This window comes from Butyricimonas sp. DFI.6.44, from assembly GCF_022132345.1.
GTDB lineage: Bacteria > Bacteroidota > Bacteroidia > Bacteroidales > Marinifilaceae > Butyricimonas > Butyricimonas muris.
The window spans coordinates 127,904-152,948 of sequence record NZ_JAKNJD010000001.1; the positions used below are offsets into that span (position 1 = coordinate 127,904).

Annotated in this window: 28 protein-coding genes; 17 read left to right on the forward strand and 11 right to left on the reverse strand. The window is 45.1% G+C overall.

The features are described from left to right. Window positions 1–30 precede the first annotated feature (30 nt). The 3 genes from L0M98_RS00615 (at window position 31) to nth (ending at window position 2,523) form a co-directional block, all read left to right on the forward strand. A complete protein-coding gene (locus L0M98_RS00615) occupies window positions 31–969 on the forward strand; it encodes an SDR family NAD(P)-dependent oxidoreductase (RefSeq protein WP_186975247.1) in 939 nt (312 codons plus the stop codon). Then, window positions 935–1,798, forward strand: a complete 864-nt coding sequence (locus tag L0M98_RS00620) for an SDR family oxidoreductase (RefSeq protein WP_186975248.1) — start codon at window positions 935–937, stop codon at window positions 1,796–1,798. The genes L0M98_RS00615 and L0M98_RS00620 overlap by 35 nt, the downstream gene beginning before the upstream one ends. A gap of 89 nt (window positions 1,799–1,887) precedes the next feature. Continuing rightward, entirely contained in the window at window positions 1,888–2,523 is a 636-nt protein-coding gene (gene nth / locus L0M98_RS00625; RefSeq protein ID WP_099292236.1) for an endonuclease III, read from the forward strand. A 14-nt stretch (window positions 2,524–2,537) separates the two neighbouring features. Here the strand turns inward: nth and L0M98_RS00630 are convergent, their stop codons facing one another. After that, the gene (locus L0M98_RS00630) at window positions 2,538–3,074 is read right to left on the reverse strand and encodes an HD domain-containing protein (protein ID WP_099294515.1); all 537 of its coding nucleotides are present in this window, start codon (window positions 3,072–3,074) and stop codon (window positions 2,538–2,540) included. Window positions 3,075–3,211: 137 nt separating this feature from the next. Here L0M98_RS00630 and L0M98_RS00635 point away from each other — a divergent pair, with 137 nt between their 5' ends. The 5 genes from L0M98_RS00635 to L0M98_RS00655 all read left to right on the forward strand — a co-directional run bounded on the left by L0M98_RS00635 (window position 3,212) and on the right by L0M98_RS00655 (window position 7,041). Then, the gene (locus L0M98_RS00635) at window positions 3,212–4,069 is read left to right on the forward strand and encodes a nitroreductase family protein (protein ID WP_227214591.1); all 858 of its coding nucleotides are present in this window, start codon (window positions 3,212–3,214) and stop codon (window positions 4,067–4,069) included. Window positions 4,070–4,155: 86 nt separating this feature from the next. Then, entirely contained in the window at window positions 4,156–4,437 is a 282-nt protein-coding gene (locus tag L0M98_RS00640; protein WP_099292238.1) for a YtxH domain-containing protein, read from the forward strand. 6 nt (window positions 4,438–4,443) lie between these two features. Next, window positions 4,444–4,857, forward strand: a complete 414-nt coding sequence (locus tag L0M98_RS00645; RefSeq protein ID WP_099292239.1) for a phage holin family protein — start codon at window positions 4,444–4,446, stop codon at window positions 4,855–4,857. Continuing rightward, window positions 4,787–5,125 (forward strand): hypothetical protein, encoded by a 339-nt coding sequence (locus L0M98_RS00650; RefSeq protein WP_227214592.1) that lies wholly within the window; start codon window positions 4,787–4,789, stop codon window positions 5,123–5,125. Before L0M98_RS00645 ends, L0M98_RS00650 begins: the two co-directional genes overlap by 71 nt. A gap of 551 nt (window positions 5,126–5,676) precedes the next feature. Continuing rightward, a complete protein-coding gene (locus tag L0M98_RS00655; RefSeq protein WP_186975251.1) occupies window positions 5,677–7,041 on the forward strand; it encodes an MATE family efflux transporter in 1,365 nt (454 codons plus the stop codon). Between the two features lie 99 nt (window positions 7,042–7,140). Here L0M98_RS00655 and L0M98_RS00660 read toward each other — a convergent pair whose 3' ends face one another. Continuing rightward, window positions 7,141–7,449, reverse strand: coding sequence for a hypothetical protein (locus L0M98_RS00660; protein ID WP_099292242.1), 309 nt, complete (start codon window positions 7,447–7,449; stop codon window positions 7,141–7,143). Between the two features lie 130 nt (window positions 7,450–7,579). Further along, the gene (locus tag L0M98_RS00665; protein WP_186975252.1) at window positions 7,580–7,954 is read right to left on the reverse strand and encodes a hypothetical protein; all 375 of its coding nucleotides are present in this window, start codon (window positions 7,952–7,954) and stop codon (window positions 7,580–7,582) included. 199 nt (window positions 7,955–8,153) lie between these two features. Between L0M98_RS00665 and L0M98_RS00670 the strand changes: the two genes are divergently transcribed. Further along, window positions 8,154–8,675 (forward strand): GNAT family N-acetyltransferase, encoded by a 522-nt coding sequence (locus tag L0M98_RS00670; RefSeq protein WP_370645563.1) that lies wholly within the window; start codon window positions 8,154–8,156, stop codon window positions 8,673–8,675. A 19-nt stretch (window positions 8,676–8,694) separates the two neighbouring features. Continuing rightward, on the forward strand, window positions 8,695–9,324 hold the full coding sequence (locus L0M98_RS00675; RefSeq protein ID WP_227214594.1) for a hypothetical protein: 630 nt from the start codon (window positions 8,695–8,697) through the stop codon (window positions 9,322–9,324). Between the two features lie 34 nt (window positions 9,325–9,358). On the opposite strand, the gene glyA is transcribed toward L0M98_RS00675, so the two are convergent. Then, on the reverse strand, window positions 9,359–10,639 hold the full coding sequence (gene glyA, locus L0M98_RS00680) for a serine hydroxymethyltransferase (protein WP_099292247.1): 1,281 nt from the start codon (window positions 10,637–10,639) through the stop codon (window positions 9,359–9,361). Window positions 10,640–10,799: 160 nt separating this feature from the next. Between glyA and L0M98_RS00685 the strand changes: the two genes are divergently transcribed. Then, window positions 10,800–11,294 (forward strand): hypothetical protein, encoded by a 495-nt coding sequence (locus L0M98_RS00685; RefSeq protein ID WP_099292248.1) that lies wholly within the window; start codon window positions 10,800–10,802, stop codon window positions 11,292–11,294. A gap of 384 nt (window positions 11,295–11,678) precedes the next feature. On the opposite strand, the gene nqrF is transcribed toward L0M98_RS00685, so the two are convergent. From nqrF to L0M98_RS00715, 6 genes are all read right to left on the reverse strand, one after another. Next, window positions 11,679–12,947, reverse strand: a complete 1,269-nt coding sequence (gene nqrF / locus L0M98_RS00690; RefSeq protein ID WP_099292251.1) for an NADH:ubiquinone reductase (Na(+)-transporting) subunit F — start codon at window positions 12,945–12,947, stop codon at window positions 11,679–11,681. Window positions 12,948–13,030: 83 nt separating this feature from the next. Beyond that, window positions 13,031–13,654 carry an NADH:ubiquinone reductase (Na(+)-transporting) subunit E gene (gene nqrE, locus L0M98_RS00695; protein ID WP_099292252.1) on the reverse strand — a complete coding sequence of 208 codons (624 nt, stop codon included), beginning with the start codon at window positions 13,652–13,654 and terminating at the stop codon, window positions 13,031–13,033. A 23-nt stretch (window positions 13,655–13,677) separates the two neighbouring features. After that, entirely contained in the window at window positions 13,678–14,322 is a 645-nt protein-coding gene (locus L0M98_RS00700; RefSeq protein ID WP_099292253.1) for an NADH:ubiquinone reductase (Na(+)-transporting) subunit D, read from the reverse strand. Beyond that, entirely contained in the window at window positions 14,322–15,098 is a 777-nt protein-coding gene (gene nqrC, locus L0M98_RS00705; protein ID WP_227214595.1) for an NADH:ubiquinone reductase (Na(+)-transporting) subunit C, read from the reverse strand. Before nqrC ends, L0M98_RS00700 begins: the two co-directional genes overlap by 1 nt. Before the next feature lie 68 nt (window positions 15,099–15,166). Then, window positions 15,167–16,315 (reverse strand): NADH:ubiquinone reductase (Na(+)-transporting) subunit B, encoded by a 1,149-nt coding sequence (locus L0M98_RS00710; protein ID WP_099292255.1) that lies wholly within the window; start codon window positions 16,313–16,315, stop codon window positions 15,167–15,169. A gap of 83 nt (window positions 16,316–16,398) precedes the next feature. Continuing rightward, on the reverse strand, window positions 16,399–17,754 hold the full coding sequence (locus tag L0M98_RS00715) for a Na(+)-translocating NADH-quinone reductase subunit A (protein ID WP_227214596.1): 1,356 nt from the start codon (window positions 17,752–17,754) through the stop codon (window positions 16,399–16,401). Between the two features lie 246 nt (window positions 17,755–18,000). On the opposite strand from L0M98_RS00715, the gene L0M98_RS00720 reads away from it, so the two are divergent. Next, window positions 18,001–18,432 (forward strand): META domain-containing protein, encoded by a 432-nt coding sequence (locus L0M98_RS00720; RefSeq protein ID WP_227214597.1) that lies wholly within the window; start codon window positions 18,001–18,003, stop codon window positions 18,430–18,432. Between the two features lie 349 nt (window positions 18,433–18,781). Then, window positions 18,782–19,399, forward strand: coding sequence for a DUF1062 domain-containing protein (locus L0M98_RS00725; protein WP_227214598.1), 618 nt, complete (start codon window positions 18,782–18,784; stop codon window positions 19,397–19,399). 124 nt (window positions 19,400–19,523) lie between these two features. On the opposite strand, the gene L0M98_RS00730 is transcribed toward L0M98_RS00725, so the two are convergent. After that, window positions 19,524–20,798 carry a bifunctional folylpolyglutamate synthase/dihydrofolate synthase gene (locus L0M98_RS00730; RefSeq protein WP_227214599.1) on the reverse strand — a complete coding sequence of 425 codons (1,275 nt, stop codon included), beginning with the start codon at window positions 20,796–20,798 and terminating at the stop codon, window positions 19,524–19,526. A 254-nt stretch (window positions 20,799–21,052) separates the two neighbouring features. Here L0M98_RS00730 and L0M98_RS00735 point away from each other — a divergent pair, with 254 nt between their 5' ends. The 4 genes from L0M98_RS00735 (at window position 21,053) to rpmI (ending at window position 25,016) form a co-directional block, all read left to right on the forward strand. Further along, window positions 21,053–21,688, forward strand: coding sequence for a redox-sensing transcriptional repressor Rex (locus L0M98_RS00735; RefSeq protein WP_099292265.1), 636 nt, complete (start codon window positions 21,053–21,055; stop codon window positions 21,686–21,688). A 497-nt stretch (window positions 21,689–22,185) separates the two neighbouring features. Then, window positions 22,186–24,144 carry a threonine--tRNA ligase gene (thrS, locus tag L0M98_RS00740; RefSeq protein ID WP_227214600.1) on the forward strand — a complete coding sequence of 653 codons (1,959 nt, stop codon included), beginning with the start codon at window positions 22,186–22,188 and terminating at the stop codon, window positions 24,142–24,144. Between the two features lie 29 nt (window positions 24,145–24,173). Further along, window positions 24,174–24,707, forward strand: coding sequence for a translation initiation factor IF-3 (gene infC, locus L0M98_RS00745; RefSeq protein ID WP_099292271.1), 534 nt, complete (start codon window positions 24,174–24,176; stop codon window positions 24,705–24,707). Window positions 24,708–24,821: 114 nt separating this feature from the next. Then, window positions 24,822–25,016, forward strand: coding sequence for a 50S ribosomal protein L35 (rpmI, locus tag L0M98_RS00750; protein WP_099292272.1), 195 nt, complete (start codon window positions 24,822–24,824; stop codon window positions 25,014–25,016). The last annotated feature ends 29 nt before the right edge of the window (window positions 25,017–25,045 follow it).

The following is a 25,045-nucleotide window of genomic DNA, read 5'->3' on the forward strand; positions in this document are numbered from 1 at the left end:
TAGAGATTTAGTGATTAAGTGATTATCGGAATGAAAAGTAACTTGCAACTCGCCGAAGGCGAATGTAACTTGCAACCTGCAACTTGCCGAAGGCAAACAAATGGCGAATGTGACTTGCAACCTGCAACGTGTAACTCGCCGAAGGCGAACCTCACGGCTGTTGTAACCGGAGCGAGTTCCGGTATCGGACGGGAATATGCCCGGCAGTTGTGCGAGAAGGGATACGAGGTGGTGATGGTGAGCAACGAGGATATCCCGCTACGGAAAGCGGCGGAAGAGTTCGCTGCGAAATACGGAACCCGGACTTATCCCGTGTGCATGAATCTGGCTGTACCCGATGCGGCGGTGCGGTTGCACGAATTTTGTCGAGAACGGGGATTCACGGTTGATATACTGGTGAATAACGCGGGTGTATTCTATTTCGAGCAGGTTGTGGATGTTCCCGTTGATCGGGTGGAGTTGATGCTGACGCTTCACGTGACTACACCGACAATGCTATGCCGTCTTTTCGGTGAAGATATGAAATCCCGCCGTCGCGGGTATATCTTGAATATGTCGTCCGCCTCGGCGTGGTTACCTTACCCGTCAATTTCGCTTTACGCGTCCACGAAAGTTTTTCTTAGAAATTTCTCCCGTGCGTTCCGGTTGGAAATGCTTGACCACGGGGTAAGTGTCACTGCGGTGTGTCCGGGTGCGGTAGCGACAGACTTGTACAATTTACCGCGACATTTGCAAAGACTCGCCTTGCGCCTTGGGGTGATGATGACTCCCCGTTCGTTGGCTCGCCGCGGGTTACGGGCTATGTTCCGTCGTCGGGCAAGAGTAATCCCGGGGATATTCAATTATTTCATGATCGGGACATTGAAACTCGTGCCATTAGGGGTGATCAGGTGGGCGATTCGAGAGGTAGATAGAAGGATAAAAGGAAAGAAAAATGAAACAAGGTTGGGTAATAGTCACGGGTGCTAACGGCGGCATGGGACGGGCAATCGCGATGGCGGTAGCCCGGGCGGGAATGCCCGTGGTGATGGCTTGTCGCGATATAGCGAAAGCGATACCGGTGCGCGAGGATATTGTACGGGAGAGTGGTAATTCAAACGTGGAATTATATCGTCTTGATCTCGCTTCGTTCGCGTCCATTCAAATGTTTTCCGAGGAAATGACAAGAAAGGATATTGCCGTGCTGGTGAATAACGCGGGAACGATGCCCGGCGAATTTTCTCTGACGGAAGACGGGCTGGAAATGACCGTCGGTGTGAATTACGCGGGGACGTGGTTGCTGACCAATTCGTTACTCCCGTTCATGGGACACGGCATCGAATCGCGTGTTATCAACACGACCTCGATCACCACTTGCATGGGACACGTGGGAGAGCGTTTCCTTGTTCCCGACCCGGAACGTTTCCGGCGTTTTCGGGCGTATCCGGATTCTAAACTTGCCGTGCTCATGTTCACGGCGGAACTTGCCCGGCGGTTACGCGGGCGCACGATTACTGCCAACGCGGTCGATCCCGGTGTAGTCGATACGGGCATGATCACGATGGGACGTTGGTATGACCCGTTGACCGATCTTCTGTTCCGTCCCTTTATCAAATCTCCTGCGCGGGGAGCATCCTCTGCCATTATGCTCGCTACTACCGACCGCTACGCCCACGTGACGGGTAGTCTTTTCCGTGGCGGTCATCCCGTCAAACTACCTGCCGAGGCTCGTGACCTTCCGGCTTGTCGGGCTTTGTGGGAAGAAACACTTCACTTCGTGCAGGGAAAGTTGCGTCGCCCGTGGGATGAATTTAGTTGATCGTGTGATTACAGAATCGACTTCGGGGCGTGTATTTTGAAAAATAACTTGTAACTTGCGGACTTGAAACTTGTAATTATATATAAGGTATGGAATTGAAAGAAAGATATGACCGCGTGTTGGCATGGTTCCGGGAAGAGATGCCCGTTGCCGACACGGAGTTGCGTTATAATGACCCTTTCCAGTTGCTGGTTGCGGTCATCCTGTCGGCACAGTGTACTGACAAGCGGGTAAATATGGTGACTCCGGCATTATTCGAGCGATTCCCGACAGCCGAGGCGATGGCGGGCGCCACGATAGAAGAGATTTTCGAGTTGATACGGTCGATATCGTACCCGAATAATAAGTCCAAACATTTGTCGGCAATGGCGAAGAAATTGATGAACGAGTTCAACGGGGAAGTGCCGTCTGATTTCGAGTTACTGCAAACCTTGCCCGGTGTGGGACGAAAGACCGCGAACGTTATGGAAGCGGTGGCTTTCGGGCGTCCGGCAATGCCCGTGGACACGCACGTGTTTCGTGTGGCCGATCGTATCGGGTTGGTGACAGGGGCACGTACTCCACTGGAAACAGAGAAACAACTCGTGGCCAATATCCCGGCGGAATGGTTGTCGAGAGCACACCATTGGTTGATTTTGCATGGACGGTACGTGTGTACGGCACGAAGCCCGAAATGCGGGGAATGCGGGATAAAGAACTGGTGTAGAAAGCAAAATGGAGAATAACACTCCATTTTAAATTACAAGAACAGTCTGCACCATTCGTCAAAGCGGGCGGCGGAATCCGCCCCGTGAAACAACATTTCGGCACGGATTTTACTGATTTTCTTTTCGCGGGTGAGGTTGCTTTTCGAGTAGAACTTGTCGGCGAAAGCGATGAGTTTCTCTTCCAGCGTGACGGGTTGCATGTCGCGAAGGGGAAGCGGGAGATGTTTTTCCTGTATCATTTCGATCGTGAGCCCTGTGCCCGTGTGACGTTCGCACACGAGGGCGTGGCGAGGCAGTCCTTCTTTCCGGAGTAAATCGGCACCGAGATAGCCGTGGCAAATGTAAGGATATTCGCCGAAACACCCGATGTCGGGAGCGTTGGTGAGGAATATCCCGATATCGTGCAACATGGCGGCTTCTTTGATAAAGGAGATATCGAGATCCATTTCCGCGTGGCGCATAGCGATGGCGAGTGCTTTGTCCCGCACGAGTTGGCTGTGTATCAATAGACTTTGTCCTGCGAGGGAGTCAAGCGTGTAGTATTTGCGTATAATATCTAACGGTTGTATCATTTGTTCGTTTTTTAAGCCCACAAATATAAGGTTTAGTTTATAAAGTAGCGATACCCGCAAGTATGCTTTGAAATCATTTACGAATAAAAGTTCTTTTAGGTTATGAAATAGTCATTGAACTTTTATAAATTTGTATGATTTTAAGCGGGGAGAAAGGTAGTGGGGTGTGGAATGTCGAATTTCTAAGTGAACAGGATATGATCAGAATAAATGTTACTTTATCGGTCGGCGCCGGGGTACGCGCCGAAGTTGCGGCTTTGTTGAGCGAAATGGCAGACCTCTCGCGAGGAGAGCGGGGATGTATCGGTTACGAGATACTGGAAAATTGTCGGCTGGAAGATACGATGATGATCATAGAAACGTGGGAGAACGAGGCGGTGCTGGCGACACATAAGGAAAGCGGACATTTCACGCGCATTATTCCCCGTGTACGGGAATTGGCGACGGAGATGAAAAGCCAGAAATTCACGACGATGGCTTCCGCGGACGAGGCGATTACAGGTCGCCGCACGGTGCGGGAATACACGGGGGAGAAGATTTGCACGGGAGTGATCGAGCGTGTGGTGCGTGCCGGAATGTACGCACCCTCGGTGAAAGATCGTCGCCCGTGGGAGTTCTTCGTGATGGAGGATGCGAAACATCTGCACGAGTTGGCGGAGATTTTGCCGGGGAGCGAGGCGTTGCGGACAGCCCCGATGGCTATACTCGTGTGTTGTAATACCCGGCTGGCAGGTCTGGAGGGTGGTAATTGGCCGCAGGAATTGGGAGCCTGCGTGCAGAATATGTTGCTGCAAGCCTATGCCGAAGGATTGGGAACGGCATGGATCGGGGTGTACCCGAAAATGCATTTCGTGCACGAGGTGAAAAAAGCATTGCATTTGTCGTCGGAATTTGTGCCGTTCGCCGTGGTCGCGCTCGGGAAAACGGCGAGGGAAACGGATACTGTGACGGAACGGTATGACCCGTTGAAAGTGCATTTTATAAGTCGTTAAAATTAGTCTTGAAAAATAAAGAAAAAGGCAAACTTTTTGTAGTTCTATTCGTTGAAGTAAATATATAAATTAAAAATTAGACGAATATGAAAAACGAAACTTCAAATTTACTGCTGGGTCTGGGTATAGGCGCGGTAGTTGGAGTAGCTGTCGGGTATTTAATGGTTGCCGACAACCGCAAGAAATTAGCTGAAGAGTTTGATCACGCTGTTGCCAAAGTAAAGGACGAGGTGAAAGGCGTATACGCTAAAGCAAAATCAAAAGCCGAGGAAGCACGCGAGCATGTTTCCGAGAATGTACATGATGTAGCGGAAAAAGTAGCGGGAAAGACTGAACACGAGGGGAGAGCGGCTGCTGAAACCAAGTAACGGCTTATGGAGAATTTCGCCGAAAAGACTTTCTCCGGGTTGAAAAATGACATTTCAACCTACGTGGAGACGAGACTTGAGCTAATGAAATTGAACACGTACGAGAGGGTAGCCAAGACAATGGCGGTCTTCTCGTACGGTATTGTTTTGGTATTGCTCGCCTTTTTCGCTATTCTTTTCCTGTTTCTCGCCCTTGGTTTTTTCCTCGGCGAGATATTGAACAGCGTGGCACTGGGGTTTTTGTTGGTAGTGGGGATGTACCTGTTGTTGTTCGGGCTGATTCTGTTGTTCCGGGAGAAGATTAGCGCGAGGGTGACAAACGAGATTATAACCGCGATGATGAGTAAAGATGAAAAAGAGGACGAAGAAACCACCGACCCCGCTGGAGATATTACGGGCGGAACAGAAACGGGTGCGTGAGAGTTGCCGTTTGCAGGAGGAAAAACTGAACGAGGATTTCCGTTTTATCCATCGCCATTCCGGGAAATTGTTGTTTTCCGGTATCTCGTCGTTGTTTTTTTCCGGCAGGAGGGACGATACCCCGAAGGAAGAAAAGGAGGTGCGCGATACCCCGATGCTGGGTGCCATGTTAAAAGATTTTTCGCCTATTTTGATAGAGGCGGCTATACCCATTGTATTACGCTGGGGTGTGGGGCGGATCGGCAGACTATTCAAGGGAAAAAAATAAGGGTTTGTAAGGTTCATAGAGTTTATAAGGTTTATAAAGTAATAGATATCCGCGGGATGCTTTATATGCGGCGTCTCCTTGGGAATCCTCTACTTTATAAACCTTTAGGACAAATGCGTCAAAATTGAATAGAGAGAAAAATTATCCCCTTTTTCTCTCTTGTTTAGTGTGAGATAAGTTAAATAGTAATTATATATGATATATATACATTATAGTTTCTTTATAACAACTCCCATTCAACTCCCATTCAACTCCTATTCATCTCCTATTATAAAGGTAGAATAATAGAAAATAAATTGAAATTGAATAAAGTTTGATAATACGAAAATACATGGTATAATTATTATTCATTATAGAAAAATAACTGAATACACCAGAATCTTATCTTGAAAAAGGAAGGAAAATAGTAAAAATTATTTTGATGCGGTTGCCCTAGATAAACCTTATAAACTTTATAAACTATTTGCTATCTTCGCGCTCTCTGTTCTTATCTGATGGTGATCGAGGGGGAGTGAACGAGGCTGTAATACTAAAGAAAGGAGGATCATTTTATGTCTGCTGCGGACGCATCGCATTTATTGGAAACAAAACCCGTCGGGAAGTTATTGCTTCAGTACTCGATACCCGCTATCATCGGGATGACGGTTACATCGTTGTATAATATTATTGATAGTGTTTTTATCGGTCATGGCGTGGGACCGCTTGCCATTTCGGGATTGGCGATTACTTTCCCGTTGATGAACCTGATTATTGCTTTTTGTACACTGATTGGTGTCGGGGGAGCCACGATTAGTTCCATATACATGGGACAGAGAGATATGGAAAAGACCTCGTCGGTGTTGGGGAACGTGTTTTTGCTGTGCGTTATTCTCGGATTCTGTTTCGGGGGGATTGCCACGTTATTACTGGAGCCCACGTTGCGGTTCTTCGGGGCAAGCGAGGCCACGATGCCTTACGCCAGAGATTTTATGGAGGTGATACTATTGGGAAATCCTATCGCTTTCACTTTTATCGGGTTGAACAACCTGATGCGCGCGACGGGATACCCGAAGAAAGCCATGTTGTCATCGCTGTTGACGGTTTTCGTGAATATTATATTAGCCCCGATATTTATTTTCCATTTCGGGTGGGGAATCCGGGGGGCAGCGTTCGCTACCGTGATTGCGCAGACGAGCGGGTTGGTGTGGATTCTGGCACATTTTATAAACAAGAATAGTTCGGTACATTTCAAGGCCGGAATATTCCGGTTAAAAGGCCGGATAATCAAAAGTATTCTTTCTATAGGGATGTCGCCTTTCTTGATGAACGTGTGCGCCAGTACGGTGGTGATTATCTTGAATAATAGTTTCATGCGCTACGGTGGAGATTTGGCAATCGGGGCTTATGGCATCGTGAACCGGGTGTTGACGTTGTTTATCATGATCGAGATCGGGCTCACGCAGGGAATGCAGCCGGTAGTCGGGTATAATTACGGGGCGTTATTGTTTGACCGGGTACGACGTGTGTTGCGTTATGCCATGATCACGGGAATCTCGATCACGACGTTCGGGTTTATCACGAGCCAATTATTCCCGGACTTTATCGTGGGTATGTTCACGGATAATCATGAGTTGACGGAGCTTGCAAAGTTCGGGTTACGGATAACTTGTTTGTTATTTCCACTGGTCGGGTGTCAGATTATTATTACCAATTTTTTCCAGTCTATCGGGAAAGCGAAAGTTTCTATATTCCTGTCGTTGTCGCGCCAGTTGATATTCTTGATACCGTTCCTGCTGATTTTACCCCGTTTCTGGGGTATCACGGGCGTGTGGGCCAGTTTGCCCATGGCGGATTTTATTTCTTTCGTGATGGCAGTCGTTACCTTATTTTATTTTAATAAAAAGGGACTCCTTTTCAAGATGAACAAACAGATATGAGGAAAAGTGTGGTAAATACTTTTTATACATGTGGAAATATTTCCCATGAAATAAGAAACGGGCTCAATTTCTTGAACCCGTTTTTTACTTAAAGAATGTCTAATCTTCCAGCGTGACTGCTCCCGAGAGAGCTACCGCTTCTTTATTACGGAAAATCATAATAGGTGAAACTGCTTCGTAAGCAGACATTATATACTCGAATAGTTGAGCTGTGGCTAATTTCCCGCGCTCAGCCAGTGAGAGTTTCAATTTCATACCCGTGTTCGCGTCCTCGCTTTTCTGTAACTCGGACAGACCGAGGAACTGTTTGGTTTCCAACAAATATTGCACCCGGTGCAATTCTTCCGGCTCGAAAAATAATTCGTAATTTTTCTCTTCCCGATTTCTACTGAATAAAGTTGTTTTCATTTTTGTGTGTATTGTGTGTGTATATATATAACGCTTTACGCGTTGCTCCGTTTTATAACTTGGGTAACACTTAGCAAATGTATCCTATGTATTCACGATACAAGATACGTGCCAAATATGTACTGGTTTTTCAAATGATTAGAAGGCAGAGCTCATGGAAATATCGCTTGGGTTGCGATATGAACACGTCACGTGTTCCCTTGTTGTCTGTCTTCGGGTTGAGAATTGGATATTCGTATTCGTCAGCGGTGATTCCGTCAAGCATGACTCGAACCCGACAAGGCAATTCCGATCTCCTCATGCTGACGAGCGTGTTCTGGAGTACCGGCATATCGTTGGGGTTCATGATATCAAAGGCTTCCGCCTTGGTGATAGAGTCATGTATTTCTGATATCTGACAAACGATGGCACCGCGTTGAGATTCAGTCATAACCAGTCCCATGGCAACATTCGTGAGTTGTGTTACCACCAAGATCAGAAGGCTATGTAATACGAATCTTATCATACTTAGTGTTTTGTTTCAAATATAGCGAATCGATTCAATAAATGCAACGTTTTCCGTGCTTTTTTTCTGCTATATACGTGAAAATAGGTATATTTACCACCTGAAAGTTCGTATTTTTCTTTATTGGGAAAGAAAATTAACATTTTAGTAATATTTCATTGACTTGGAGTAGGGGTTTTATTAAACAAATGATATGAATATGGAGATACGAGACGAGAGAGAACGTTTTTTATTGAGAGAATGGACGCTTGCCGATGTCGATTCTTTGGCTGAAAATATCAGTAATATTAATATATGGAATAACGTACGGGACGGTTTGCCTTATCCTTACACGAGGGAGGATGCCGGGACGTATATCCGTGTAACGATGGATAAACCGTACGTGCAGGATTTCGCTATCGTGGTGGATGGGAAAGCGGTGGGAGGAATCGGTTTCATTCCCCTGTGTGACGTCGAACGATATAGCGCGGAACTGGGGTATTGGTTGAGTGAAGATTATTGGAATAAAGGAATCATGAGCGAGGCAATACGCCGGGTGGTGGATTATGTATTCCGGGAAACGGATATCATTCGTTTGTTTGCCACCGTTTACGAGTATAATCCGGCGTCCATGAAAGTACTGGAAAAGGCCGGGTTCACGAAACAGGCAATACTGCGCAAAGCTGCCGTGAAGAACGGTAAAGTGATTGATATGCATTATTTTGATTTGGTGAAAGACTAAGGGATGAACTAATAATAGAATGAGGAATCGGATAGTTTTATTTGTTTTTGTTGGTATGATATTGGGGGCGTGCGCTACACCCCATTATATACACTTGTACGAGTCGCCGAAGTCATTGGACTTCAGCGAGGGAAAATGGTTGGTCACGAATTTGGACTCGAAGATACCGTACATGTACAGGGAGAGTTTGAATCGGGATTTATTGGCGTGTTTACAGAAATTAGGCGGAGATTCCGTGTATAGTATCGAGAATGTGAGATTCAAGTACATAAACCCGAGCAAACTGACGTTCGAGTTGAATCCTCAAGTGCTGAAGATATTCAAGGAATCGACGGATTTCGATTACGTGGTGACGGCTACGGCACGAAAGGTTCGGGACGAGGTTCCTGATCTGGTGTATCCCGGGAACCCGGTCTATTACCAGAAAAGCGAATCGGAGGTAAGCATCGCCGTGTATGATGTCGCTGACGGGGCTAGAATCTATTATCAACAGGTAATTGCTTCCGTTACCTTGGACCAAGGGGATGAAGAGGTCGTGTTTGCCCGTTCCGCCGGAACGTTGTTGCGTAATGCCATGAAAAAGGCTTTAAAGGATCTGAAAAAGAATGCACGGGTTATCCGTAAAAAAAACAATCACGCGACTCGTTGAGAATCGCGTGACTGTTTTTATACGGGTACGATGATTACCAAGCAAACATAGGTCTGTCGTTCATCATCGCGTTTACTTCTTTCTTCACTTGAGCGATAACAGCGGCATCGTCGATGTTACTCAATACTCTGTCGATCATATCCACTACGATAGGCATATGCTCCTCTTTCAAACCACGGGTAGTGATAGCCGGGGTACCCACGCGTAAACCTGACGTGGAGAACGGGGTACGGGTATCGAACGGAACCATGTTCTTGTTGATCGTGATGTCTGCCAATACCAACGTATTTTCAGCTTTCTTACCGGTTAATTCCGGGAATTTGGTTCTCAAGTCAATTAACATAGAGTGATTGTCAGTTCCGCCGGAAACAACTTTATAACCTTTTTCCACGAATGCTTTCGCCATAGCCTTGGCGTTAGCCAGCATTTGTTTAGCGTATTCGGTATAGCTGTCAGATAATGCCTCCCCGAAAGCAACGGCTTTGGCTGCGATCACGTGTTCAAGCGGTCCGCCCTGTTGTCCCGGGAACACGGCAAAGTTGATCACTTGTGACATCATTTTGATTTCTCCCTTCGGAGTCTTCAATCCCCAAGGATTCGGGAAGTCTTTCGGGAGAAGAATCATACCACCGCGCGGTCCGCGAAGCGTTTTGTGAGTGGTAGTTGTCACGATATGGCAATATTCCATCGGGTTGTTCAATAAACCTTTGGCAATCAATCCGGCAGGGTGTGACATATCGCACATTAACAAAGCACCTACTTTGTCAGCGATTTCACGCATACGTTTGTAATCCCAGTCACGAGAATAAGCAGATGCCCCGGATACGATCATTTTGGGTTTGTGCTCGATAGCCAATTTTTCCATTTCGTCGTAATCTACCATTCCGGTTTCTTCTTTCACGTGGTAAGCTACCGGGTGGTAGTTGATACCGGAAAGATTAACGGGTGATCCGTGTGAAAGGTGTCCGCCATGAGCCAAGTCAAGTCCCAAGAAGGTATCGCCCGGTTTCATGCAAGCGAAGAACACGGCAGCATTAGCTTGTGCCCCGGAGTGCGGTTGCACGTTAGCGAATTCGGCACCGAATAATTTGCAGGCACGGTCGATAGCCAATTGTTCCGTTTGGTCAACGATTTGGCAACCGCCATAGTAACGAGCTCCGGGATATCCCTCTGCATACTTGTTCGTCAAGCAAGAACCCATGGCTTGCATAACTTGTTCACTCACGAAGTTCTCGGAAGCGATCAATTCCAGTCCTTCTTTCTGGCGATGGCATTCCTTGTCAATCAGGTCGAAAATTTGAGTATCTCTTTCCATTATTTAGATTTTTAATAATATAGACGTTTATAAAATCTTGCCCAAAATTATACTAATTCGTTCGTCTAAGCAAAGTATTTCCCGACTTTTTTTCGTCCTCCCGCTTTTTAATTTTCAAAATTTTATTTATGTTTGTTGTTGTATAAAAAAATGACTTGCTATGGAAAATCCTTTTGAAACAGAAAAACCGGTAAGACCGACCTTTCTGACAGTACTTTGTATTTTAACTTTTATTGGTAGTGGTTGGGGAACGGTATCCAACTTATTCAGTTTGGTTGCGTTTTCTCCCGAAGCGATAGTGGCGCAGATCCAACAGATAACAACAATGACAGGTACAGAAGGAGCTCCTTCGTGGATGTCTTCTTTCATGGGATCTTCCATTGAAATGTTGCAGACCACGATTAAACACGCGATTCCGATTTATTCATTATTGACCTTGTTCGCTTTAATGAGTTTGAGCGGGGCTATTTTGATGTTTAACTTGAAAAGAACCGGATTCTATTTGTATGCTTTCGCTCAAATAGCGCAATTGTTTGTATTGCCTATGTATTCCGGCTGGAATATGGTAGTTATGGCTTCAATGATCGTATCCGGCTTTTTCGCTTTATTATTTATAATCCTGTACGGGGTGAATTTGAGCAAAATGAGAAATTAGTGATTGTTTATAGTCGCCTTCGGCGAATTGCAGGTTGCTTTTCTTGTGTTTAAGACTGTATTTTAACTCCTCCTCTGTTTATAGAGGAGGTGGCTGCGAAGCAGACGGAGGAGTTTCTTTAGAAATGGAGTTTTGGCACACGTGATCTTTCTTTCTTTTCCCCGTGTTTGTCGGCTCTTATCTTCTGACTACCTATTGACTAAGTCCTGACCAAGTCCTGTATAGACAGGAGTTAGTCAGGACTTACTCAGAACCTAGTCAGGACTTGGTCGCCATGATATACGGAGAAGAGCGGGAGATAAGCGTGGGAGAGGGGAAAAGAAAAACAGACCGGACTCTTTACATTCCGGTCTGTTTTTCTTTTTATGATTGAAGGAATTTGGTTTATCCTCCGAAGTTGTCGTACATCACGTTTTCATCGGGTACACCCAAATCGTACAACATTTTGGTTACGGCCGCGATCATCATCGGGGGACCGCAGAGATAATACTCGATGTCTTCCGGGTTCTCGTGGTTTTTCAAGTAGGTTTCATAGATTACCTGATGCACGAATCCCGGCGTGTAAGCTACTCCGGCTGCATCAGCCACGGGGTCCGGTTTATCCAGAGCCAGCGTCCAATGGAAGTTAGGGTTCTCTGCTTGAATCTTGTTGAATTCATCCACGTAGGGAGCCTCTTGCAGGGCACGGGCACCGTAGAAGAAACTTACTTTACGATCCGTGTGCATCGTGTGGAACAAGTTGAAGATATGCGAACGCATCGGAGCCATACCGGCACCACCACCGATGAACATCATCTCGTTGTTGGTATCTCTCAGGAAGAATTCCCCGTAAGGGCCGGAAATGTTTACTTTATCTCCCGGTTTACGCGTGAAGATAAAAGAAGAACAGATACCGGGGTTCACGTTGGCAAATCCACCTATAGCTTTATCAAACGGGGGAGTCGCAATACGGATATTCAACATGATAATGTTGCCTTCTGCCGGAGAGTTAGCCATGGAATACGCGCGGTAAGTCGGTTCCGGGTTATGCATTTTCAGATCGAACATCTTCATACGTTCCCAGTCAGCCTTGTATTTCTCGTCAATATCCATGTCTTTGAAATCCACGTCAAGGGCGGGTACGTCAATTTGTATATATCCACCCGATTTGAATTTCAAGTTTTCGCCTTCCGGTAATTTTACCACAAATTCTTTCAAGAATGTGGAAATATTTCTATTGGAAACCACTTCACATTCCCATTTCTTGATACCGAGTACTTCTTCCGGAACGCTCATCTCGATGTTTTCCTTCACTTTTACCTGACAAGCCAGACGCCAGTTATCGTGCTGTTGTTTGTACGAGAAGAACCCTGTTTCGGTCGGGAGTATAGACCCCGCGCCTGATTCTACCTGACAACGGCACATACCGCAAGAACCTTTTCCACCACAAGCGGAGGGAAGGAATATCTTGTTGTTCCCAAGTGTGGCAAGAAGCGTGGAGCCGGGCTCGGTAACTAATTCTTTTTCGCCTTGGTTGATGCTGACTTTCACTTCTCCCTTGGGGGTAAGTTTAGCTTTCGCGAACAAAAGCATACCCACGAGAAGCAGTGTCACGATGAGAAACACCACGATCCCCGACAGGACAATTGTTGTATTTATTGCTAATAAAATCATCTTACTAATTTTAGATTTATTGATTTTAAATTTTAAATTGTAAGTCTTGAAATTTACAATTTAAAATTTACAATTTAAAATTACTACAGGTTAATACCCAAGAAACTCATGAATGAAATAGCCATCAATCCGGTCACGATAAAGGTAATACCGATACCTCTAAGCGGGGCGGGGATGTTGGAATATTTCAGTTTCTCGCGTATGGCGGCGATACCCACGATAGCGAGCAACCAACCGATACCTGAACCTAAACCGAATGCCGTGGCCTCACCGATATTCGCGTATCCTCTCTCTTGCATGAACAAGGAAGCACCCATGATGGCACAGTTCACCGCGATCAACGGGAGGAAGATACCCAATTGGTTGTAAAGCGCGGGAGTGAATTTCTCCACGACCATTTCAACCAATTGCACGATAGCGGCGATGACCGCGATAAACATGATGAAACTCAAGAAGCTCAAGTCTATGTTAGCGGCAGCTTGTTCTCCCAATAACCACGCTAAAGCTCCTTTTTGTAACACAAAATTATCGAGCAGGTAGTTTACCGGAACGGTAATCAATAGCACGAATACAACGGCAATACCCAATCCGAACGATGTTTTCACGGTCTTCGATACGGCAAGGTATGAACACATACCCAAGAAGTAGGCGAAGATCATGTTATCGATAAATACAGACCGGACAAATATATTTAATAGATTTTCCATATTCTATTTTTCTTTTTAGTTCACTATTTCTGTTCTATCAACTCTTTGTTCCTTGAGCGTTGAACCCAAATGATCAATCCTACGAGCATCAAAGCCATCGGGGGGAGGATCATCAACCCGTTGTTCTGGTATCCCCAATCGTAGAATATCTGGGGGATAACTTTAAAACCGAACAGAGTTCCGGAACCCAGTAATTCACGGAAGAAGCCCACGATCACAAGTACCAGACCGTATCCCAAACCGTTGCCGATACCGTCAAGCAGAGAGGGCCACGGTTTGTTTGCTAACGCGAAAGCCTCGATACGTCCCATGATAATACAGTTCGTGATGATCAAGCCGACGAATACGGATAGTTGTTTACTAACCTCGTAAGCGAACGCTTTTAAAACTTGGTCTACCATAATTACCAAAGCGGCAACTACCACCAATTGCACGATAATACGAATACGTGTCGGTATGGTGTTCCGTAGCAACGAAAGGATCACGTTAGCGAATGCCGTTACTGCCGTTACCGAAAGAGCCATCACGATGGCGGGTTCCAGTTTTGCCGTCACGGCGAGAGCAGAACATATACCCAACACTTGCACGAGTACCGGGTTATCCTTGTTCAACGGACCGAGTAATAATCCCCGGTTCTTGGCTGAAAATAATGTTTCTTTATCGCTCATTACTGTATTTGTTTTAAGAATTGTTCGTAACATTTTAGATAATCGGCAATCATCGTTTCAACGGCTTTCGACGTGATTGTTCCTCCCGAAATACCGTCTACTTCGTGGGCACCGGTAGCGTTTCCGCCTTTTTTCACGGTAATTGCTTTTAAGTTCGAGTTGTCGAAGATAGTTTTGTTCTTGAATTGCTCTTTAAAGAACGGTTGGGTAATTTCGGCTCCTAACCCGGGAGTTTCTCCCTTGTGGTCGAACAGCACGCCGTAAACAGTGTTCTTGTCTTCGTTCAAGGAGAGATATCCCCATACCGGACCCCAAAGTCCTGCCCCGTAAACCGGAAGTATGTATTTGATAGCTCCGTCAACGTCAGCGACAAATACCGGGAATTTGATATCTGCCAATGCTTTATCGTCTTTTATTACTTCGGCAATCATGCGTCCGTCTTTCAACGCTTTTTGCAGTTCCGGACTATTCTTGATGGCTTTCTGAAGTTTTTTTCCTTCCACGGGAATATCAACTTCAAAAGCATTTCCCTCGATAGCTTCTCCCTTGTAATTCAGAATGAATTGTCTTTTGATAATTTTGTCGAACAACTCTTTTGAAGTTTCCGGGGTTGAATTGACATTCACCGAGCTCAGTATATTCTGTCTTTTCTCGTTCTCTATATTCTCATCTTGCAGTGGTTTTAGTGAAAGAGATACCACGGCTAATATAGCCGCCACCACGACAACCAAAACGATGGAATAGATAAAGGTATATGTATTTCCTTGTTTGTTCATCTCTTTAAAGATTTAGTGATTTACGATTTATGATTTATGAATGTTTTGTAATCTGAAATCATGAAATCTTAAATCTGAAATTGTTTGGCTCTTTTAAGTCTGCGTTTGATGTTTCCTTGAACCACGAACCAGTCGATAAGCGGGGCAAAGGTGTTCATCAACAGGATAGCGAGCATCATACCTTCCGGGTAACCGGGGTTCAGCGTACGAATCAGGATGGCCATCACACCGAGGATAAACCCGTATATCCATTTTCCTTTTTCAGTTTGAGCGGAAGTCACGGGGTCGGTTGCCATGAACACGGCTCCGAACGCGAATCCACCCATGATGAGGTGTGCGATCGGGGTGATTGCGGCGTACGGGTTCGTTTCCGGTAACGTGTAGTTTAATAACAACGCCATGCAGTATCCCCCGATAAAAGTGGAAAGCATAATCTTCCAGCTGCCGATACCTGTCGCGATCAATAAGATTGCTCCCAGTAAAATACAGAATGTGGAGGTTTCACCGATAGAACCGGGAATCAATCCCCAGAACATGGATGCCATGTCATAGGTCGCCGGTAAGCCTTGAGAGGCTTCAGCCAGCGGGGTAGCTTGTGAGAATCCGTCGGGCATTCCGGCAATCCAAACCTTGTCCCCCGAAATCATGGAAGGGTAGGAGAAGAAGAAGAATGCACGGGCCAATAAAGCGGGATTCCAGATATTCATACCGGTACCACCGAAAATCTCTTTACCGATAATCACGGCGAAGGCGGTAGATACTCCTACCATCCAGAGGGGTGCGTTGACCGGCATTACCATCGGGATCAATAATCCCGACACGAGGAATCCCTCGTTGATCTCGTGTCCTCTGATTTGCGCGGCGGTAAATTCTATCGCCAGTCCTACCACGTAGGAAACGATGATCATGGGCAATACTTTCCATAACCCGTAGAAGAACATTTCGAAAAGTCCGGATTCTACTCCCAAGGCTTTGAAGTGTTGGTACCCCACGTTGTAAATACCGAACAACAAGGCGGGAACCAGTGCCAGTACCACGATGATCATGGTTCTTTTCAAATCGATACCGTCCCTGATGTTACACCCTGAACTTGTCGTGCGATTAGGCACGAAAAGGAAAGACTCGAAACCGGTGAAAACGGAATGAAGCTTTTCCAGCTTGCCTCCCTTTTCGAATTTTGGTTTCTGCTTGTCTAAATATTTGCGTAAGAAATTCATCTTTATAATTTATGATTTGTGATTTATGATTTACGATTTATTGTCGCCAAGCGAATCTTAAATCGTCCATCTGCAATCGTCAATTAATTCAGTTCTCTAATCATTAACTCTATACCTTTTTCCAGAATCTCTTGAACGGGAGTCTTGGAGGTACAAACGAATTCACACAAAGCCATGTCTTCCGGTGCAATCTCGTACATGCCGAGTTGTTCCATCTTATCAAGGTCTTCGGCCAAAACTGCTTTCAGCAAGTACACGGGCAGAATGTCCATGGGAAGGACTTTCTCGTATTGTCCGGTAACCACGAAAGCCCGCTCTTCCCCGTGATAATTGGCATCTAACCGATACTTTTTACCCGGGCACAGGAATGACGGGAAGGTTTTGGAGAGCGAGAATTTGTTGAAGCCCGGCATAGCCCAGCCCAAAAATTCATAATTATCGCCTTCCGGGATAACCGTTACCATATTATTATAGTACCCGAGATAATTGTCCTCGTCGGTTTTATAACCCGTGAGCACGTTTCCGGATATAATACGTTGGTGTACTTGATTTTTCAAATTGCCTTTCACGAGGCACTTGATTTGGGCTCCCATGATCGTCTTGTAGTAAGCGGGTTTCTCCACTTCTGAACCGGCAATGGCGATCACTTTGCGGGCATCGAATTTACCGGTAGTGAATACCCGTCCGATGATGGCAAGATCCATGGCGTTTACCACCCACACGATATCTCCTTTGTTGATCGGGTTCAAATGGTGAATTTGTATCCCTACATTACCTGCCGGGTGCGGTCCGGAGAAATAATTCACGTCCACGTTTTTCAGTTTCGTGAAAATAGAGGTGGAAGGAGTCCCTTCTCTCAAATTGAGATTCACGTTTTTCTCGCACAATTTCTTTAAGCAATCGATTCCGGCTTGAAGTGCGGGAAGCTCATCCGCGAGGGTTACGTCATAATCCGGTGCAAGCGGTGCGGAATCAAATCCCGACACGAATATCGCTTTCGGCATATCTTCCGGATTAGCGATGATGTCGTACGGGCGTTGTTTGATCATAGGCCAAACACCACTGTCGAGCAACTTTTCGATGATTTCTTTTCTGGAAAGTTGGTTCGCGTCGGCACTCCCGAAATCCCGGTATTGGATTTGATCATCCGCTTTGACGACAACTTCCAGTAGTTTTCTTCTTTCACCTCTGTTGACGGCTTCGATAGTACCGCTGACGGGTGCCGTGAATTTGACTTCGGGTCGGTATTTATTAATAAACAATACATCGCCCGCCTTCACTTGGTCGCCTACCTTTACTGCAAGTTTAGGAGTAAGTAACCGGAAATCTGTCGGTTTTACTGCATAGAGATTGCATTTCTCCACGTTTTTTACCACGTTTTCCGCTTCTCCTTTCAACTTGATATCAAGGCCTTTTTTCAGTTTTATCACCTTGGACATTGTTTTATTATATTTTTGATATGTAGATAATTATTTCTCTTCCACGCATAAAAATGGTGTTTTAAAAATACGTGCAAATATATAATCAATTATTGAATTTATTCAGTAATTCAAAGGTTAATTCTTGCAATAGAATGCTTTTTTTAGCTTTGAGTATCGGATTGGTATATTCCTATTTGGCATAGTATTTGTTGAGATTAGTGTGAAAATGATTAATATGATATTATCCAAAATAGTGATCGAGTTATGAAAGGTATGATAGTTTGTTGCTTTATAACAGTTCTGGCGATTTCGTGTAAATCCGCTAAGGAAAGCGTTTCTCTGACGGGAGTGAAGTGGGTGGCGGAAAGCTTGAACGGAAAAGAAATTAAATTCAAGGAGGCGCAGAGCGAGGTATTCTTTACTCTTGACGCCACCGATAAAAAGGTTTCCGGGAAAGCGGGTTGCAATCGTTTTTTCGGGACTTACGATTTGAACGAGTCGGAATTGGCGTTTAGCGGGATGGGGGCGACGAAGATGGCCTGTCCGGATATGGATATCGAGGCTTCGTTCTTCAAGGTGTTGGAAGATACAAAGAGTTTCGTGATCAAAAACGACAAGCTGACTCTGAAAGATGCCAACAACGTGATAGCGGTATTTAAGGCCTTGGATGAAAAGGCAGACAAGAAGAAAAAATAGTTTATAGTTTGATTTTTCGTGATAGAAAAGGGGCTTGTCGGCAACGATAAGTCCCTTATTGTTTATTTAACTTGTGGCTTATGCGCTTTCCCGATAAAATAGTTATCTTTACCTCGAAATTATAAGTATCCACATTTTGAGAACAATTCTTAGATTTATACTGGTTTAATATTTAGCCCTGTAAACCGCGGGCTAATAATTCTTTCGTTCGAGTAATTCTACTTGAAAAGGTTTTCTATTTCATTTTTATTCATGGCATTGCTCTTTTGAAGGGCATGGGACGCGTGTTGTAGCGCGATGTCGTGAATCATAACAAGACTTTCAAAGAATATTAGGTACGGTATAGATCATGAGAACAGAGTATACATGGGAAATAAAGATTAAAAACACTCCCGCTTTAGAAAGAAAATGTAACCGATGTAATTGTAATAAATTTTATTGCAGCAACAAATTCAGAATGAATGCGCAAAAAAGGAACATTGATGTATGGCTGATTTACAGGTGTATGGAATGTGACAGTACATATAATTTAACGATATTGTCACGTACAAAACCCGAACTGATAAGAAAAGATTTGTTCACCAAGTTTTCGGACAATGATGAAGATATAGCTTGGGAATATGCTTTCTCGCTCGAAACGGCACGGAAAAATAATGTCAAATTTGATTACAATAGTGTTGAATACGAGATAGAGTATGATAATATTTCGATAAATGATATACTGAACGCGGGAGATGAATCGGTAGTATTCAAGATTCAAACTGATTTTGAATTTGAACTTAAATTATCCTCCGTTATTCGCTATTGTTTAGGTGTATTTGCAAGTCAATTAAATCAAATGATTGAAGTTGATGCTGTTTTTACCCCCGAAGGCTATCCGATAAAGAAGCATAAAGTCAAGAATGGAGATATTGTATTGATAAACAAAGAGAAGTTACAAGGTATCAAATCTTTGGGTAGCGTTTGATTTTTAGGAATTTCTATTTCGAGATTACCGGAAAAGTCCTTCTTGAACGGGGCGAAAAATCTCTTGTCCGCGGTAGCTTGCACGAGGTTCTTCGCTTTGTTCGAGAGGGGCCTTTCCGGTGATGTCAGATAACTTCAGCTACCACGAATGTACTTCCCCCGATATAGATCATGTCATCGGGAGTGGCGGCGGCTTTTGCTGCGGCGTATGCTTCTGCGACGGTCGGGTACGTTTTACCGTGTAAATGGTGGGCTGCCGCTTTTTCCGCCAATACATGCTCATCCATTGCCCGGGGGATAGACGCTTTACAGAAATAGTAGATTGCGTCTTTCGGTAAGATATGCAATACGCTATCCACGTCTTTGTCGTTCACCATGCCCATGACGAAATGGAGTCGTTCGTACTTGCACGTTTCCAGTTGAGCCGCGATCTCCGTCAACCCGTCAATATTGTGTCCCGTGTCACAAACCGTGTAAGGGGCACGGGATAATTCCTGCCAGCGTCCGAGTAATCCCGTGTAGCGAATCGTGTTCGCTATACCGTCATGTATATGTTGATCCGAAATGTTTATCCCTTGCGCCCGTAGACTCAATACCGTTTCCAAAACCGCGGGGATGTTTTTGCGTTGGTACAATCCTTTCAGATCCGGATGCAGGTTGTCGAACGTGATGCCTTGCTTGTTTTTTAGATTGTAAGTGTTACCCGGGGTGCGCTCCGCGTTCCAGTTGTCGGAAGCAAATTCAAGTGTCGTACCGCACTCTTTGGCTCTCCCGATAAACACGAAATCGGTATCGGCATCCCTCGTGCCGACGATTGCCGGAACGTTTGGCTTGATGATTCCCGCTTTCTCGCGGGCGATCTTTTCCAGCGTATCTCCCAGAAGTGCCATGTGGTCGAATGAAATATTCGTGATCACGGAAGCCAGAGGTGTGATGATATTCGTGGAATCGAGCCGTCCGCCCAACCCGACCTCTATCACGGCGATGTCCACTTGTTGATCGGCGAAATACTTGAATGCCATGGCTACCGTCATTTCGAAAAATGAAGGTTTTATACCCGTGAAAAGAGTTTTGTTCTCTTCCACGAAGTCAATCACGTATTGCTCGGGCATCATTTCCCCGTTAATCTTGATTCGTTCGCGGAAGTCCTTCAAGTGAGGGGAGGTGTATAATCCGGTCTTGTATCCCGCTGTTTGTAAAATAGAAGCGAGCATGTGTGACACGGAACCTTTCCCGTTGGTTCCGCCCACGTGTATCGTTTTGAACCGGTGATGCGGCGCACCGAAATGCTCGTCCAGTTTTAACGTGTTATCCAGATTGGCTTTGTACGCGGCTTTTCCCTCGCGTTGATACATGGGAAGTTGGGCGAACAGCCATTCTAAAGTTTCATTGTAATTCATATATCCTCTGTATTAAAACAAGTTCTCGTTATTGAACGGGCAAAAGTAGTAAAAATATGATGAGGGTATCATCTTGCAAAACGATTTGTTGTTTCTCGTCTAATTGGTGGACATTGTTTCAACGGGGAGAGAAAAATGATTGGTGGAAAGGTAAATAGCGAGCTGCCAAGTGGAGGAGGAAAATAAATAATGCAGATTATTTACATCGTTTTCGATGAAAAGATATAAATTTGCAGCGAAATTATTGACGATATATGGCTAACGATAGTAAAATAGTTCCGGTTCCGGTACTCAGGCGGATGCCTGCTTATCTTTCATTCGTGAAAACCTTGCAGAAGCAGGGAGAGAAGTACGTGTCATCGACAAGAATAGCCGAATACATGGAAATTGATGCCACGCAAGTGACGAAAGATCTATCACATACCGGGATATCCGGTAAGACTCGGGTGGGGTACGAGGTGGACAATTTCGTGGAAATCCTTGATGATTTTCTCGGGTTCAATAAGATGAATAACGCTTTTCTCGTGGGAGCCGGTTCGTTAGGAGGAGCCTTGTTGCAAGATAAGGGATTGAGAAATTTCGGTCTGAATATCCAAAAGGCTTTCGACGTGGATAAATCGAAAATCGGCACTAAAATCAATGACGTGGAGATATTTCATATCGATCAGTTCCGCGGTATGCCTACCGAATGTAACGTGGCCATCGGAATCATCACGGTTCCGGCAGATTGTGCGCAAGCGGTAGCCGATTTAATGGTGGCATGGGGAATCAAAGCCATTTGGAATTTTACCCCCGCGCGCATTAAAGTACCTTCGCATATAGCTGTCCAGAATAGTACTATTTACACGAATCTGGCAATCCTGTTCAATAAATTACACGGTCAGGAATAGGTTCAATCTCTTCGGGTTAGGTGTGTCACAAGGGGGATGTCGGGGATAATCTCTACCGGTGGATGTTGTTTGCTGTTCATTTGGGGGGTAAAAGAATGGGAAGACATGTTTTTCAAGTGTGTTAAATAAGCGTATTTTTTGCAAAAACGTGGGCTAAGAGTGGGCGATAAGTAGGCGAAGTGTAGGCGATGTCGCCTAACAGTCAGGCAACAGTCGCCTGATAGCCACCCTATGGTACAGGTCTACTGGCAGTCGTGGGATGTCTTGGGAAAAGTTGGGGACTTTTTTTATCCGAACACGAGATATAGATATGTTTGTATTATCTTTGTTCGAGGAATGAACAATATAAAGCCCGGAAGTTGTAAGAGTTTTGTATTTTTCTTAAATGTAGTCGATTAAATCTGAGCGAATCTATTACTCGTGTGTTGTTTTTCCGATGTTTTTTCGTACTTTTGCAACTTGTAAATTACAATTAGTAATAACTAAAAGAAAGCAGAATGGTAAAGATTAAATTTCCCGATGGGAATGTAAAAGAGTTCGAGTCCGGGGTTACCGGCATGGACATAGCTAAGTCGATTAGCCATAAGCTGGCTAAGGAAGTGTTGTCGATATCCGTCAATGGAGTCACGTGGGACTTGACGCGGGGGATAACGACAGACGCCGAGATTAAGCTGTATACATGGGACGACGAAGAGGGACGCCATGCTTTCTGGCACTCGTCTGCACACCTTATGGCAGAAGCTTTGCAGGCTCTTTACCCGAATATCAAGTTCGGTATAGGACCGGCTATCGAGAATGGTTTCTACTATGACGTGGATCCCGGAGAAGGTGTTGCCATCCAAGAGAAAGATTTAGTGGAGATTGAAAAGAAAATGTTGGAGTTGGCAAGGAAAAACGAGGAGTATTGCAGGATAGACGTTAGCAAGCAAGAGGCGTTGAATCATTTTTCATCCCTCGACGAAACATATAAAGTTGAGTTAATCAATGATTTGGAAGACGGTACGATCACGTATTACCGTCAGGGGGATTTCACGGACTTGTGTCGCGGACCGCACTTGCCCGATACATCCTATATCAAAGCGATCAAGTTGACATCCGTTGCCGGGGCATACTGGAGAGGGGACGAGCACAATAAGATGCTGACCCGTATCTACGGTATCACTTTCCCGAAGCAGAAGATGTTGGACGAGTGGATCGTGTTGATGGAGGAGGCGAAGAAGCGTGACCACCGCAAGATAGGCAAGGAGATGGAATTGTTCATGTTCTCGCAAGCCGTGGGTTCGGGATTACCCATGTGGTTGCCGAAAGGCGCCATGTTGCGCGACCGTTTGGAGGCTTTCTTGAGAAAGGTACAGAAGAAATACGGTTACGAGCAGGTAATTACCCCGCATATCGGTAACGTGAACTTGTACAAGACTTCCGGGCATTTCCAGAAGTACGGGAAGGATAGTTTCCAAGTGATCACCACGCCGCAAGAAGGCGAGGAGTTCATGTTGAAACCGATGAACTGCCCGCATCATTGCGAGATATACAAGTTTAAGCCCCGCTCGTACAAGGATCTTCCGGTGCGTTTTGCCGAGTTCGGTACGGTGTATCGTTACGAGCAGAGTGGTGAGTTGCACGGGTTGACAAGGGTACGCGGTTTTACTCAAGATGACGCTCACTTGTTCTGTACGCCCGATCAATTGAAGGATGAGTTCAAGAAAGTGATTGATATTATATTCACGATCTTCAAAGCGTTGGATTTCGAGAACTTCACGGCGCAGGTATCGTTGAGAGACCCGAATAACAAGGAGAAATATATCGGTTCGGACGAGAACTGGGAAAAGGCTGAAAGGGCTATTATCGAGGCTGCCGAGGAGAAAGGGTTGAAGACTATCGTGGAGCTGGGAGAAGCCGCGTTCTACGGCCCGAAGTTGGACTTCATGGTGAAAGACGCTATCGGTCGGAAATGGCAATTGGGTACGATTCAAGTGGATTACAACCTGCCGGAACGTTTCGATTTGGAATACACGGGTGCCGATAACCAGAAGCATCGTCCGGTGATGATCCACCGCGCGCCGTTCGGAAGTATGGAGCGTTTCGTGGCGGTTTTGATCGAGCACACGGGTGGTAAATTCCCCTTGTGGTTGACCCCGGATCAGGTTGTAGTGCTTCCGATTAGCGAAAAATATAACGATTACGCGGAAAAAGTTGTAAATTTCTTAAATAATTCCGACATTCGCACCGTTTTAGACGACCGTAACGAGAAGATAGGTCGGAAGATACGTGATAACGAGTTGAAAAAGATTCCTTACATGTTGATTGTCGGGGAGCAGGAAATGAACGAAAATAAAGTTTCCGTGCGCCGTCAGGGTGAAGGTGACAAGGGATCGATGTCGACGGAAGAGTTTGCAGAGATGATAAATAAAGAGGTAGAGATGCAGTTGAACGCTATCTACAATGAAAATAAATAATAAAAGGAGGATTAATTATAGCAAGGACAATGGAATTTAGGGGCAGAGGTCAAAGTGACAAGCCACAGCACAGAATTAACGAGCAGATAAGAGCCGCTTCTGTGAGAGTCGTTGGTGAAAACGTGGAACCGGGGGTTTATCCCGTGAAAGAGGCTTTAGCGATGGCTGAAGCTGCCGGAGCGGATCTGGTAGAAATATCTCCCAATGCCGATCCACCCGTGTGCAGGATTATAGATTATAGTAAGTTTCTGTACCAGTTGAAGAAAAAGCAGAAAGAGATTAAAGCCAAGAGCGTGAAAGTGGTCGTGAAGGAGATTCGTTTCGGGCCTCAGACTGATGACCATGATTTCAATTTCAAGTTGAAACACGCGATTGAGTTCTTGAAAGAGGGTGCTAAGGTGAAAGCCTACGTTTTTTTCAAGGGACGCTCTATCTTGTTTAAGGATCAAGGGGCTACATTGTTGGAACGCTTTGTCGATGCTTTGGAAGATTACGGTAAATTGGAATCCGCTCCCATGCTGGAGGGGAAGAAGATGATTGTGATGATTACTCCTAAAAAATAGTTTAGAATTTGGGTTTTAGAATTTAGAATGAAATCTAAAATTTAAAATCTAAAATTTGAATTGAAAGGATTTTTTATAATTACATATTCTGAAACACAATTAAATTTAGAACAAATGCCAAAGATGAAGAGTGTAAGTAGCGCGAAGAAAAGATTCGTTCTGACCGCTACCGGGAAGATTAAAAGAAAACATGCTTTCAAAAGTCATATTTTGACGAAAAAAGCAACGAAGAGAAAAAGAAATTTGACTCATAGTGCTATTGTTGATTCTACTAACATGGCTACCGTGAGAAAGATGCTTTGTATCTAATCTAAGAAATTAAATTAAAAGTAATTAAC